Source organism: Nonomuraea sp. NPDC049028 (assembly GCF_043197735.1).
Classification (GTDB): Bacteria; Actinomycetota; Actinomycetes; order Streptosporangiales; family Streptosporangiaceae; genus Nonomuraea.
On the sequence record NZ_JBICTR010000001.1, the window covers coordinates 814,657 to 827,962 of the forward strand.

General features: G+C 69.6%; 8 protein-coding genes. 2 read left to right on the forward strand and 6 right to left on the reverse strand.

What is annotated here, in order from left to right:
• Positions 1 to 2: 2 nt before the first annotated feature.
• The 4 genes from ACGFJ2_RS03685 to ACGFJ2_RS03700 all read right to left on the reverse strand — a co-directional run bounded on the left by ACGFJ2_RS03685 (position 3) and on the right by ACGFJ2_RS03700 (position 6,033).
• The gene (locus ACGFJ2_RS03685) at positions 3 to 3,146 is read right to left on the reverse strand and encodes an amino acid adenylation domain-containing protein (protein ID WP_393464283.1); all 3,144 of its coding nucleotides are present in this window, start codon (positions 3,144 to 3,146) and stop codon (positions 3 to 5) included.
• The gene (locus ACGFJ2_RS03690; RefSeq protein WP_393464286.1) at positions 3,143 to 4,387 is read right to left on the reverse strand and encodes an NAD(P)/FAD-dependent oxidoreductase; all 1,245 of its coding nucleotides are present in this window, start codon (positions 4,385 to 4,387) and stop codon (positions 3,143 to 3,145) included. The genes ACGFJ2_RS03685 and ACGFJ2_RS03690 overlap by 4 nt, the downstream gene beginning before the upstream one ends.
• Before the next feature lie 266 nt (positions 4,388 to 4,653).
• A complete protein-coding gene (locus ACGFJ2_RS03695) occupies positions 4,654 to 5,517 on the reverse strand; it encodes an amidohydrolase family protein (RefSeq protein WP_357951308.1) in 864 nt (287 codons plus the stop codon).
• A 213-nt stretch (positions 5,518 to 5,730) separates the two neighbouring features.
• Positions 5,731 to 6,033, reverse strand: a complete 303-nt coding sequence (locus ACGFJ2_RS03700) for a calmodulin (RefSeq protein WP_357951310.1) — start codon at positions 6,031 to 6,033, stop codon at positions 5,731 to 5,733.
• 346 nt (positions 6,034 to 6,379) lie between these two features.
• Here ACGFJ2_RS03700 and ACGFJ2_RS03705 point away from each other — a divergent pair, with 346 nt between their 5' ends.
• On the forward strand, positions 6,380 to 6,847 hold the full coding sequence (locus tag ACGFJ2_RS03705; protein ID WP_357951311.1) for an ATP-binding protein: 468 nt from the start codon (positions 6,380 to 6,382) through the stop codon (positions 6,845 to 6,847).
• Positions 6,848 to 7,097: 250 nt separating this feature from the next.
• On the opposite strand, the gene ACGFJ2_RS03710 is transcribed toward ACGFJ2_RS03705, so the two are convergent.
• Positions 7,098 to 9,122 (reverse strand): ATP-binding protein, encoded by a 2,025-nt coding sequence (locus ACGFJ2_RS03710; RefSeq protein ID WP_393465288.1) that lies wholly within the window; start codon positions 9,120 to 9,122, stop codon positions 7,098 to 7,100.
• A 320-nt stretch (positions 9,123 to 9,442) separates the two neighbouring features.
• Here ACGFJ2_RS03710 and ACGFJ2_RS03715 point away from each other — a divergent pair, with 320 nt between their 5' ends.
• Positions 9,443 to 11,737 carry an ATP-binding protein gene (locus ACGFJ2_RS03715; protein WP_393464291.1) on the forward strand — a complete coding sequence of 765 codons (2,295 nt, stop codon included), beginning with the start codon at positions 9,443 to 9,445 and terminating at the stop codon, positions 11,735 to 11,737.
• Here the strand turns inward: ACGFJ2_RS03715 and ACGFJ2_RS03720 are convergent, their stop codons facing one another.
• Positions 11,738 to 13,228, reverse strand: a complete 1,491-nt coding sequence (locus ACGFJ2_RS03720; RefSeq protein WP_393464294.1) for a CHAD domain-containing protein — start codon at positions 13,226 to 13,228, stop codon at positions 11,738 to 11,740. It abuts the gene before it with no gap.
• Positions 13,229 to 13,306 lie beyond the last annotated feature (78 nt).

Consider the following 13,306-nt stretch of genomic DNA (forward strand, 5'->3'; position numbering starts at 1 on the left):
CCCTAGCCTCTCTGTCGCGTGGTGATCAGCGGGCGGCCCTTCACCGCGCGACCGTCCCCGCTCCCGCTCGCCAGCCGGGCGTGGTACGCGGTGATCGAGCCGTCCAGGCCGCCGTCGTCGAGCTGCCAGCGCTGCTCCAGCCGGCGGCATTCGTCCTTGCGGAACAGAGCGGGGTTGTCGGTCAGCAGCCTGGCGAAGGCCCGCTTCAGCTTGTCCTCGCTCGTGCCCTCCGGAGCGGGCAGGAGGGACGCGAGCGCGGCCAGTTCGCGATCGGCGGTGGCCCGGCCCGCCTCGCGGACCAGCGTCACGAAGTCCCCGCACGGGATCGGCGCGATGACCGCGCCGGCGCGCGCAAGGACGTCGTCGAAGCTGACGCTCTCCGCGCGGAAGATGTGCAGCGTACGGCCCCAGGCGCCGTCGTCGCACACCGCCGCCGCCACGCGGGCCGCCACATAGTCGACCGGGGTGTAGTCGGAGCGCGTGGCGACCTCGGGCATGACGCCCAGCCGCAGGAAGGCCGACAGCAGCAGATGGGTGAAAGCCACCGGATTCGGATATCCGTTGTCGGCGCTCGGCATCACCTCGCCGAGCCGCAGGATGGTGACCAGCGCGCCCCGGCGCCGGGCCTCGGCGAGGTAGCGTTCGGCGATCCACTTGGACCGGCCGTACCCGCCGGCGGGCGTCCTGGCGAGGGACGGTTCGTAGTCCTCCGGCAGGCGGTCGTCGTGCCGCAGCGCCTCGTCCTGGAGCGCCCCGAGCGTCGAGACGTAGTGCACCGGCACGGGCCGGTAGGCCATCGCGAGCCGTACGAGCTCGATGGTGCCGCGCACGTTGACCTGACGATGGGCGCGATAGTCGAACAGGAAGTTCACCAGTGCGCCGTTGTGGAGCACCAGGTCACACGTACGTGCCAGGTGCTCCCAGGTCCGGGCGGTCAGCCCGAGGCCCGGTAACGCCAGGTCGCCCGCGTACCCCTCCAGCCGGTCGGCGAACCGCGGCTCCCACAGACCCCGCTCCAGGAGCGCGCCGACGACCCGCGCGGTCGCGCCGGTGTCGTCGGCGGCCCGCGCGAGGCAGCGAACCCGCAGATCGGTATGGGCCAGCAGCTCATGGACCAGGCGGCTGCCGACGAAGCCGGTCGCCCCGGTGACCAGCACGGTCCGCAGCCTGCCCGACCTGTCGGCGGGCCGGATGGGCTCGCCCTCCGGCACCGTCGAGTCGTGGGCCATGAGCACGGACTCGTCCTCGATGGCCACGCCGTCGCGCCGCCGGGCCTCGATCAGGGGCGTCAGCTCGTTCGCGGTCGGGTGGTCGTACAGATCCTTGACGTCGACCCGCACACCGCACTCCGCGGTGATCATGTGCACGACGGACAGGGCCTGGATGGAGTCGCCGCCCGCCTCCGCGAAGTGCGTGTCGCCCGTCAGTCCGGGCCGGCCGAGCGCCGAGCGCAGCGCCCGCAGGACCTGGTCGGCCAGGTTCGTGGTCGGCGCGCTCTCGGCCAGCCGGGCGGTGTCCTCGGCCAGCCTGCCGTCGAGGACCGCCTGGAGCCGGCCGCGGTCGACCTTGCCGTTGTCGTTCAGCGGCATCTCCGGCAGCAGGAAGAAGTAGCGGGGCATGCTGGTCCTGGGCAGGGTGCGGCGCAGGTGCTCGCTGAGCGCGGCCTCGGTGAGACCGGTGCCGGAGGCGAACAGCGCCAGCGCCTTCGTACCCCGCTGCTCGGCCACCAGGACCTCCGCCTGCCGGACCCCGGGGCACCTCTCGGCGGCCACCTCGATCTCGCCCAGCTCGATCCGGACGCCCCGGATCTTGACCTGGAAGTCCTTGCGCCCGGAGAAGAACAATCGGCCCTCGTGGTCCAGATGGCCGAGATCCCCGGTGAGGTAGAGCCGGGGGCCGGGGATGATCTCCGGAAACGGGTTGGGGACGAACGCCTTGGCGGTGGCCGCCGCGTCGCCCAAGTACCCCTCGCCGAGGCACTCGCCGCCGATGGCCAGCTCGCCGGTGGTGCCGGGCGGCACCGGGCGCAGGTCGTCGTCGACCACCACGGCAAAGCAGTTGTCGATCGGGCGGCCCAGCGGAATCGTGTCCCCATCCGCAGCGGACACGGGGTGGAAGACCATCCCGATGGACGCCTCCGTCGGCCCGTAGCCGTTGGTCACCTGGAGGCCCGGGAGCAGCGCCATCAGCCGGTGCACCGCGCGCGGATTGACCGCCTCGCTGCCGACGACGAGCCGCCGCAGCGACGACAGCTTCCGAAGCGCCTGCTCGTCGCTGTCCACGATGGCCACCAGCGCGTTGAAGACGCTGGAGACGAAGTCCGCGGTCGTGATGCCGTACTCGGCGATCAGGTCGATGGTGTGCCGCAGGTTGAGGAACTCCTCCTGTACGGGCAGCACGGTGTGACCGCCCGTGGTCAGCGGCCAGAACAGCTGCCAGAGCGAGGAGTCGGAGGTGTGCCTGCTGTTCTGCAGGACGACGTCCGCGCCCGTCGCGGCGAAGTAACGCGTCATGAAGCGAAACCGGTTGGTCAGCCCCGCGTGCCGGTTCATCGCGCACTTCGGCGTGCCCGTGGTGCCCGAGGTGAAATAGCCGTAGATCAGGTCATCGGGGCCCACGGGCACCGCCGGGCGCCGGGGTGACGGGACGATCCGGTCGACCTCGACGGTGACCGCGCGGTGCCGTAACTCCCGTGGCAGCGCGTCTGCGGTGGCGCACAGGATCGGCCCGCCCGGCAGCACCCCGAAGGTGCCGCGGATCCGGTCCTCCGGCCACGAGGGGTCCAGCGGTACGAACGCCGCGCCCAGCTTCATCAGCGCCAGATATGTGATGGGCAGTTCCAGAGAGTTGACCAGCAGGACCGCGACCACGTCGCCCTTGCCCACGTCGTGCCCGGTCAGTGTGGCCGCCAGGCCGTTCACCAGCTCGTCCAGCCGCCGGTAGGTGAGCATCCGGCCCTCGAACGACACCGCGGGGCGCTCGGGATGGCGGTCGGTCTGCTCCTCGATCAACGCGGAGATCGGGCGGAACACCCCGAAGTCGACCGCGCGGCCGGCGAAGCTCTGGGATTCGATCGATAATCCGGAAGGGGCTGATTGCTGCCCCTGGGACCCTTCCTGGTCGTTGCCGGTCGGCTGTCCGGTCATTTCCACCTCTCCGTTAGGAATGCCGCCCTACTCGTAGGCGTTCCATGCCGTTCCAGATGAGTGCGTTCTGGTGAGAGGTGGTCGTACGCGACGTCCAGCGGGGTGCGCGTCGCCGCCGCGGCGACGATCCGGCCGACGGCGGGCGCGGTCTGCACGCCGTAACCGCCGAGCGCGGCCAGCCAGACGAAGCCCGGTGCGTCCGGGGCCTCGCCGACCACGGGCGTGTCGTCCGCCACCACGCTGCGCAGGCCGGCCCACGCGTGGCGGACGCTGCGGATCTCCAACGTGGTGGCCCGCTGTAATCGCTCCACGCCGATCGCGATGTCGAGGTCGTCGGGACGGATGTCACCGGGCGGCATCAGGGTCGCGTCGGCGGGTGAGACGAGCAGGCGCCCCGACTCGGGCTTGAAGTAGAAGGTGTCCGCCACGTCGGTGACCATCGGCCACCGGGCCGCGCTGAGGCCCTGGGGGAGCTCGGCGTCTTCGGACAGGCCGTTGTCCTCGGGCAGGCCGTTGTCTTCGGGCAGGCCGTTGTCTTCGGGCAGGCTGTTGTCTTCGGGCAGGTCGGTGAGGAAGGCGGTGCGTCGTAGCGGCCGCAGGCCGATGGGCCGGACCCCGGCGAGCCCGGCCACCTCGTCGGCCCACGCCCCGGCCGCGTTGACCACGATCGGCGCGGCGAACTCGCCCGCGTCGGTCACCGCGTGCCAGAGCCCGTCCCGCCGGAACAGCCCCCGCACCCGCGCCGACGTGATCACCTGGCCGCCGCGCGCCCGCATGCCCCGGAGAAAGCCCTGGTGGAGCGCGTCCACGTCGATGTCCATCGCCCCGGGTTTCAGCATGGCGCGGCTGTACCAGCCGGACCGCACGATCGGGCAGAGCCGGTGTACCTCATCGTGGTCGATCTCACGGACCGGGGTCGGGGCCGACAGCCCGTCGGCCAGCATCTCGGCGAACTGCTCCTCCGCGCCTACGGGACACAGCGTCAGCACGCCGCGCGGGGTGAGCAGCGGACCGTCGGCGAAACCGGGCGGTGGCGTGGTGAGGAACGATCGGCTCGCCGTGGTGAGCGCTCGTACGGCCGGGTTGCCGAAGTACTCCGAGAAGAGCGCGGCGGACCGTCCGGTCGCGTGGTAGCCGGGAGCGTGCTCCATCTCCAGCAGCGTCACGGTGCCGAACTCGGCGAGGAAGTATCCCGCGCTCGCGCCGGCCACCCCGCCGCCCACGATGAGAAAATTTCTCACGATCGTAACCGATCATATTTCGGGCCGGACCCGCAATATTTTCTGGGCTTCCTGACTTCTGGTATGGAACCAGCGGGAATATAGGAGTCCTGAAGCGTCTTCGGAAAATGGCAGGTCAGAAAATTGGGACCGATGCTGGGCGGGGAGCTGGCCTGTCCGAAACAGGCTCTGTCTCAATGATGACAAACAGGGCAAAAAGACACTATGCCGCCCTTTTATGTATACGGCTGTCTTTAATGTGATTTAGAGACGCCCATGATCGGGAGTTATGGACGGAGCCCGAGCAGGCCCACGGCGTTGTCCTTGAGGATCATCGGACGGACCTCGGGCTTGATGTCGAGCTTGGCGAAGTCGGCCAGCCAGCGGTCGGGGGTGATCACCGGGTAGTCGGAGCCGAAGAGCACCTTGTCCTTGAGCAGCGTGTTCGCGTACTGGACAAGCTGCGGGGGGAAGTACTTCGGCGACCATCCGGACAGGTCGATGTAGACGTACGGCTTGTGCGTGGCCACCGCGAGCGCCTCGTCCTGCCAGGGGAAGGACGGGTGGGCCAGGATGATCCGCAGCTCGGGGAAGTCCACGGCGACGTCGTCGACCAGCATCGGATTGCCGTACTTCAGCCGGATCCCGCCCCCGCCCGGCACCCGCGCGCCGATGCCGGTCTGCCCGGTGTGGAACAACGCGGGCACCCCGAGCTCCTCGATGACCTCATAGAGGGGGTAGGCCATCGGGTCGTTCGGCGCGAAGCCCTGGATGCTGGGGTGGAACTTGAAGCCGCGCACGCCGTACTCCTCGACGAGCCTGCGCGCCTCACGGGCGCCCGCCCGTCCCTTCCACGGGTCCACGCTGCCGAACGGGATCAGCACATCGGCGTGCTCGGCGCAGCTCGCCGCCACCTCCTCGTTGGAGATGCGCGGGTGACCTGTGGCGTGCTCGGCGTCCACGGTGAACACGACCGCGGCCATCTTCCGCTCGCGGTAGTAGGCGGCGATCTCGGGGATGCCCGGCCGCGCGTGCCCCTTGAAGTACTCCGCCGACGCGCCGAACAGCTCCGGACTCAGCGAGCCGTGGCCGTCCTTGGACACCTCGGCGTGCGTGTGGACGTCGATCGCGACGAGCTCGTCGACGTTCATGCCGGACGTCCGGAGGTTCCCGGGTTCTCGTACCGGGAGTCGGTACGACCGGTGGCGGCTGCTTTCCCTGTGAGATTCATCGCTCGAACGTAAGGCGCTTCCGTGACCATGGTCAAGTTTCTGCCGAACGAAGCTGAGGGGCCCGTTCACACCGAAACCTCCGCGGGCGTGACCGCGGAGGTTTCGGTGGTGCGGGGAGTGGCTCTTGGGTTCTCAGGGGGCGGGGACCTCGCGGACCAGCCTGGACGTCCAGGGGCAGAAGAAGCAGCCGGGCAGGAAGGCGCCGCACGCCTCATCGAGATGCTCTTCGGTGTAGGTCACCGTGGCGTCGCAGACCTCGATGGCCAGCGCGAAGAAGCTGATCGTGTCCGGGTCGTAGTGGAAGCTCCAGTACGGGTTGTAGGGGGCCGGTCTCTTGATGATCCGGCCCAGGACGTGCAGCTCCTCCTGCTCCTCGCCGCTGAGGATCCGCCGGGCGTGCTCGATCTTCGCGGGGTCGGTGAGGGGGATGCGCATCGGCTTCCTTTCGATCAGGAGTGGACCCTCTGCACCGATGCCCATCAGCGAAAACTACCTAACGTAACTGTACGACTACAGAAAGATACCGGCTGGGCATGATCAGTCAGGTCGCGTAGGTAGGTGTCCCGGGGACTACCTACGTAGTCGAAATAGGTAGTCGTATGGGGATTTCTCACCTCTCGTCATCGCGGGGTGTGAGGAAGGCTAGTCGCCAAAGTACCAATTCCGCCGAAAGTGAGGATCGAGGCTGCGAGCCATGTACAAGCATCAGCCCCCTAAGTCCACCCCCCTTCGTTCCCGACCGCGAGGCGAAATCTTTCGTCACCTACTGCTTGGAGCAGGGATGGGGTCTGCGTCGCAAGGGGATGGTGCACATGAGCGACACCGGTTCGCGGCCAGGGTCGAGAACGACTGTCCTGCCGACACGCGGCGGGCTGCCTCATGGAGGCTCCCGCACCAGCTCGGCTCAGTGCCCAAGGCACGCCACCTGACACGTGCGCTGCTGTCCCAATGGGGCTTCGACGGCCAGGGTGAGGTCGCCGAACTGCTGGTCAGCGAGTTGGTCACCAACGCGCTGAAATATGTGAAAGGGACCGTCGATCTCAGCCTCTCCGCTGAGGACGGGTTGCTGCGCTTCGAGGTCGAGGATACGAATCCCGAGCTGCCTCAGGTGCGTACGCCCCGCCCGGACGAGGAGAGGGGGCACGGTCTGCACCTGGTCGACACGCTGTCGTGTTGCTGGGGAAGCATCCGCACCCATCGGGGAAAGGTCGTCTGGTGCGAACTGCCTGTCGGCGCGCGCCAGTGCTGAAACCCGGGCCCACTCGCCCATGATCCGGAAAGGTTACGAGAGAGAGTCCATGCGCCAAATCCGTGTCCGCAAAAGTCCTATCCGCACCAAAGATGATCGGCCAGATCTGCGGACGCCATCAGGACGGAGGTTGCCATACTGAATAAACGATCATTACGGAACCCCCTGAACAGAGGGACGCCGGAGCCGATCGGGTCACCGCTGAGATCGGCCCCGGCGTCCCGTCTTGTCGGTGGGGGTCCGGTCAGGGTCACTCGCCGTCGTCCCCCTCGATCGCGTACATGATCGTCCGCTTCAGCCCCAGCCGCGCCCCTTGGCGGAAGGCCGCCGCGAACGCCCGCCCGCCCAGTTCCTCGTGGGCGCGGGCCATGCACTGCTCGTGGCCCCGTACGTGGGGAAACAGCCGGGTCGGTGAGGCGCCCATCGCCCGCCACAGCGGATGCGCGGTGCCGAGTATCGTGGCCGCCCGTTCGTATCGGCCCTGCGCGCAGGCCGTCCAGGCCAGCACCTCCAGGCATTGCGTGAGGCCCCACCGGTCGTTGAGCATGTTCCTCAACTCGGCCGCCTCCCTCATCAGGGCCTCCGCCCTGCGCCAATCGCCCTGGTTCCACGCGGCCATGCCGAGGGCGAACAGCGCGTATCCGCGCGACAACTGGGCGCCCCGGGCGTCCGACAGCGCGAGGAACCAGTCGCCCAGGGTGATGCTGAGCTCCGGGGCCTCGGCCGCGCCGTAGGCGGCGGCGTAGAACCGGTTGATGGCGGCGGCGTCGACGTCTCCACAGGCCAGGTGCCCGGCGCGGGCCCCCTCCAGGAGCGCGAGACCTCGCCGGGGCTCTCCTGCCGAGAAGGCGGCGATGCCCGAGACCTGGGTGGCGAACGCGAGAGCCGACTCGTCACCCAGCCGCCGGGCCAGGATCTGACATTCCTCAAGCTGCGGCAGGGCCGTCTTCAGGTCGCCCTGATGGAGGGCGAGCAGGCTGTCGACCCACAGGGCGTGGGCCCGGGCGGAGTTCGCCTCCGGTACGAGCCGCAGGCCACGATCCAGCCAGTGCCGGCCCTCGGTGAGAGAGCCGGCGATGATCCAGAAGACCCACAGCGCCGAGGCGATCTCCAGCCCCACGGACGCCTCGCCCGCCCGGCCGAAGCACAGGTCGAGCGCGACGCGCAGATTGGGCAGCTCACGCTGCAGGGCCCTGAACCCCACAAGCTGGTGGGGAGAGAGCCGATCCAACCGGTGCCGCTCGACCTCACCCCGGTAATACTCGACGTATCGCCGGCCCAGCGCCCTCACCTCGGCCGGAGACAACTCCTCACGGCCGTATGAGCGGATGCTGTCGAGCATGCGGTAATACACCCCGGTGTCGCGCTCTGTCGCGATGAGTACGGACTTGTCCACCAAGCCGGCGATCAGATCGACGACATCCTCTTTTTGGATATCCTCTTTTTGGATATCCTCCTTCTCGCTCTCCGCTCCCGGACAGATCGCCTCCGCGGCCTCCAGTTCGACGCCGCCGGCGAACATCGACAGCCTGCTCCACAGCCGCTGCTCGGCCGGCGAGCACAGCCCGAAACTCCAGTCCAGGGTGGCGCGCAGCGATCGGTGCCGGGGCAGGGCGGAACGGGCGCCTTCGACCGGCGCCTCGAAGTGCTCGTCCAGCTCACGCAGCAACTGCTCCACGGGCGTCGTGCGCAGCCGCACCGCGGCCAGCTCGATCGCCAGGGGGATCCCCTCCAGGCGCTGTGACAGCCGGGCCACCGTCGCGGCGTTGGCCGCGTCGACCGTGAACCCGGGTCGTGCCCGCGCCGCGCGTTCGGCGAACAGGCGGACCGCGTCGTGGCGGGCGATGTCGCGTACCGCCTCGCCGGGATCCGATGTCGTCAGCGGCGGCACGTGCAGCACCTGCTCGCCGTAGACGCCGAGCGCCTGCCGGCTGGTCGCCAGGATCCGCAGGCGGGGGGCGCCGCGCAGCATGCGGTCCACCAGGAGGGCGCACTCCTCCAGCAGGTGCTCGCAGTTGTCCAGCACCAGCAGCATCCGCCTGTCGGCCAGGTAGTCCACCAGCGTGGTCATGGAGCAGGGGCCCTGTTCGCGCAGGCCCAGCGCCGTGGCCACGGCCGACTCCAGAAGATCGCCATCCTCGAGAGGGGCCAGCTCGACCAGCTCGGCTCCATGCGCGAACGCCCCGCGCAGGGCCTCGGCCGCCTGCACGGCCAGCCGGGTCTTGCCGACTCCACCGGTGCCCGTCAGGGTCAGCAACCGGGTCTGGCCCAACATGCGCCGCACGGCGGACATCTCATGCCTGCGCCCGACGATGCCGGGTCCTTCTGCCCGCCGGCGTTCCGGAGAACCGGTCACCTCCGCGTCCATCCTGCCTTGTGGCGCTGCTGTAATCGCGCCATCACTCACCACCAGGCTATGTCCACTTCATCACGTTGTGCACCGGAAAACGGTCTGGGCATAACCTAGGTAGTTAAGGGCCCGGATTCAGCACGGTGGTGACCTGCTTGGCCGAGCCGGCACGAGGGCGCGTCATGGCAACAGGGGAGTCCCGGCGGCAGCGGAGTGGGTGGCTGCCGGCCGAGGTGACTAGTTTCGTGGGCCGTCGGCACGAGGTGGCCGAGGTCAAAACGCTGCTGTCCGCATCCCGGGCGGTGACCTTGATCGGCGTGGGCGGGGTGGGCAAGACCCGGCTGGCCCTGCGCGTGGGGCTCGAGGTGCGGCGGGCGTTCCGCGACGGGGTGTGGCTGGTCGAGCTCGCCTCCCTGGAGGATCCGGAACTGCTGGCCCAGGTCGTGGCCGAGGCCCTGGAGATTCGCGACCACACCGTCTGCCCGCCGCTGCAGGTGCTCGTCGGCCACCTGCGCGACAAGCAGACGCTGATGATCCTGGACAACTGCGAGCACCTGGTCAACGAGTGCGCCGTGGTGGCCGACATGCTCCTGCGGGCCGCCCCTGAGCTGCGGATCCTGGCCACCAGCAGGCAGACGCTGGGCATCAGCGGCGAGCAGATGCTGCCCGTGCCGACGCTTCCGCTGCCGGACTCCGACCGCCCGGGCATGTCCGCCGAGGCGCTCATGCAGTGTGACGGGGTGCGGCTGTTCACCGAGCGGGCCCGGGCCGTCCTGCCGGCGTTCGCCGTCACCGAGGAGAACCGGGACCTCGTGCTGCGGATCTGCCGCCGGCTGGACGGGCTGCCGCTCGCCATCGAGCTGGCGGCCGTGCGGCTGCGGGCGCTGTCGCTCCAGCAGCTCCACGACCGGCTGGACGACCGGTTCCGGCTGCTCACCGCGGGCTCGCGGGCGACGCTGCCGCGCCATCAGACGCTGCGCGCGATGATCGACTGGAGCTACGGCCTCTGTTCGGAGCAGGAACAGCTGATGTGGGAGCGCGCGTCGGTGTTCGCCGGCACGCTGGACCTGGAGGCGGCGGAGGCGGTCTGCTCCGGCGACGGCATCAGCCGCGAGGAGGTCATCGACCTGGTGATGGGCCTGGTCGACAAGTCCGTCTTCCTCCGGGAGGAGCATGGCCGGGGCGTGAGATACCGGCTCCTCGACACCATCCGCCAGTACGGCCGCGAACGGCTCACCGCCTCGGGCCAGGAGCCCGCGCTGCAACGGCGACACCGCGCCTACTACCGGGCACTGGCGGCGCGGGCCCACGCGCAGTTGTTCGGCCCCTCGCAGGTGGCCTGGTTCGACCGGCTGCAGCTCGAACACGCCAACCTGCGCACCGCCATCGACAGCTTCTACGGCGACCCGGCGGAGATCAGGGCCGGTCTGGGCATGGCCGCCGACCTGCTCTACCACTGGATCACCAGTTACTACCTCGGCGAGGGCCGGCGCTGGCTGGACCGAGGGCTGGCCCTGGACACCGAGCCGAGTGAGGTACGCGCCAGGGCGCTGTGGGCCAACAGCTGGCTGGCCATCATCCAGGCCGACATCACCGCCGCCGCGGCCATGCTGGAGGAGAGCCGGGTCCTGGGGGAGCGGCTGGGTGATGAGCTGGTCCGCGGGTACGTCGCGCTCTACTCCGGCATGATCGCCATGTACCGCGGCGACACCGAAATGGCCATCGGGCTGTACGAGGAGGCCGTGGCACACCACCGGAACACCGAGAACCCCGTGGGCCTGGCCCTGGCCCTCATCCGGCTGTCCCTCGCGCACTCCTACCTGGGTGACTCCTCGCAGGCCATCGCCCTGGGCGACGACTGCCTGGCCGTGTGCGACGCCTATGGGGAGGGGTGGCACAAGGCGTACACGATGATGGCGCTCGGCGTGGAGGTGTGGCGGCAGGGAGACCTCCGCCGCGCGACCGAACTCGAGAAGGAGAGCCTGGTCTTCAACCGCTCGCTGGACGATCCGCTGGGCGTCGGGGTCAACCTCGAGGTGCTGGCCTGGATCGCCGAGACGGAGCAGCACTACGAGCGGGCCGCCCGGCTGCTGGGCATCCTGGAGACGGTCTGGAGCTCGATCGGCGCGGCATTGTCCGGATTCGGGCACCTGGTCCGCTACCACGACGAATGCGAGAGTCGCACGCGCGCCGCCTTGGGGGACGCGACCTTCGACACCGAGTTCAAGCGGGGTGCCCGGCTCTCCTACGACGAGGCGCTCGGCTACGCGCTCCAGGAGGAGCCGCCTCAGGGTGAGAAGGCGGCGAAGGCTGAGCCGGCGCGGCTCACCCGCCGTGAGACGGAGATCGCCCAGTTGGTCGCCCAGGGGATGACCAACAAGCAGATCGCCGCCGCGCTGGTGATCGCCCCGCGCACCGCCGAGGGGCATATCGAGCACATCCTGAACAAGCTCGGCTTCAACTCACGCGCCCAGATCGCCGTGTGGGTCGGTGAACGGGCCCGAGCCGCGGACGGGGAGCCTCCCGATACGCGTGACTGATCATTTCGCGAGGGCGCGCAGAAGCTTGGGTTTGGCGGCCTTCTTCCAGATCGGCGCGAGGGCGCGGTACGCCTCGGCGGCCTCGTGACGTTCCTCGGCGAGCAGCAGGCCGAGGGTGAAGGCGTCGGCCGCCGACAGGTTCGCCCTGGTGGCGAGCTGGGTGAGCTGTTGCTGGGCGACCAGCGCGTCCTGGCGGCGGCCGAAGGCGTCCTGCAGTCGTTCGCCGTGCTTGGCGAGCTTCGCGGCGGGCTTGCCGAGCACGTCGGCGGCGGCTTCGGCGGTGTAGCGGGCGCGTTTGGCCGCCTTGCGGGTGGCGTGCAGGGCCTGGTCGCGCTCCTCGCCCGGGGGCAGCTGCTCGGCCTTGGCGTATTTGGCCAGGACCTTGCGCCAGCTCCTGGCCACCAGGGCCGAGGGCCGGTGGTTCGCCTTGCCGTGGAAGGGCGGGTCGGCGATGAGATCGTCGACGGCGGCCAGGAGGGCGAAGTAACGCGGTGTCCGCAGCGTCTTCTTGAGTGCCCGTCTGGCCTTGTGCTCGCGCTCGGCCAGCACGGCAGGCCATTCCGCATCCCGGGGACCGGCGGCGGGCTGGTCGGCGAGGCGGCGGGCGAATCGGCCGGTGAGCACTTCAAGATCGCGCACCGTGCCAAGTTCGGCGGCCAGCCACTTCAGCTCCGCGTCGAGCGGGCCGATCCGGTCGCCGTCCAGCAGCCGCGCGTGGGTGCGCAGGAGGCTGCGGATGCGCCGCAGGGCCACGCGCATGTCGTGCACCGAGTCGTCGTCGTGGTCGGCCAGGCGTACCAGCGGGTCGTTGGCGAGCAGTTGCCCGCGTTGGCGCCGCACGTACGCGATCAGCACCGCCCTGGCGCTCCGCCCGTCATTGCGGCCGCTTTCCGGGGGCAGGTCGGCGCCCAGCACGCGCGCCAGCTTGGAGCCGGACGGCGACGGCGCCAGCCCGGCGTCACGCAGCCTGCTCTCGACGGCATCGAGCACGTCCATGCGGCCGTCGACCAGCTCGACCTCGATCTCGCGCCACGAGACGGGCGGCCGGTCGGCGTTCTGACGGCGGCCCTCCACCACGTCGTCGCTGACCTCGGCCAGCACCCGGCCTTCTTGGTCGCGCAGCTTGCGCGTCGTGCGGGTGGTCCGGAGGGTGGCGACCGGCACGAGGTCGCGCCCGCGGAGATGGGCGGCGACGAGGTCGGTCAGCCGGGCGGGCACCTGATGCACACCGGCGCCCAGCGGCGCGTGCACCTCCCGCTTGGCCCCCTTGGCCACCGGCAACTTGAGATGCCACCCGGCGTCCTGGCCGCCCCGGCGGCGGCGCAGGGTGATGCCGTGGGCGGCGAGCGTCAGAGCGGGGGTGTCGACGTAGTCGGCCACCAGCCGCCACGTCTCCGGCTCGTCCACCGTGACCTTGCCGTCCGGGCCGGCGAAGTCCTCGATCGCGATCTCGACGGGGCCGTTGACATCGTACTTACGTTCGATCTCCACAATGTTTCCTCAAGTCTCCGAAACACCCCACTACCCGAGCGAGTTCCACAAAACGTGCAAAAAGCCCCTTCCTGGGGC

Bases quoted from the DNA above. Each gene is read 5' to 3' on its own strand.
- ACGFJ2_RS03685 (WP_393464283.1), bottom strand. From the start codon at position 3,146: ATGACCGGACAGCCGACCGGCAACGACCAGGAAGGGTCCCAGGGGCAG.
- ACGFJ2_RS03695 (WP_357951308.1), bottom strand. From the start codon at position 5,517: ATGAACGTCGACGAGCTCGTCGCGATCGACGTCCACACGCACGCCGAG.
- ACGFJ2_RS03700 (WP_357951310.1), bottom strand. From the start codon at position 6,033: ATGCGCATCCCCCTCACCGACCCCGCGAAGATCGAGCACGCCCGGCGG.
- ACGFJ2_RS03705 (WP_357951311.1), top strand. From the start codon at position 6,380: ATGGGGTCTGCGTCGCAAGGGGATGGTGCACATGAGCGACACCGGTTC.
- ACGFJ2_RS03710 (WP_393465288.1), bottom strand. From the start codon at position 9,122: ATGTTGGGCCAGACCCGGTTGCTGACCCTGACGGGCACCGGTGGAGTC.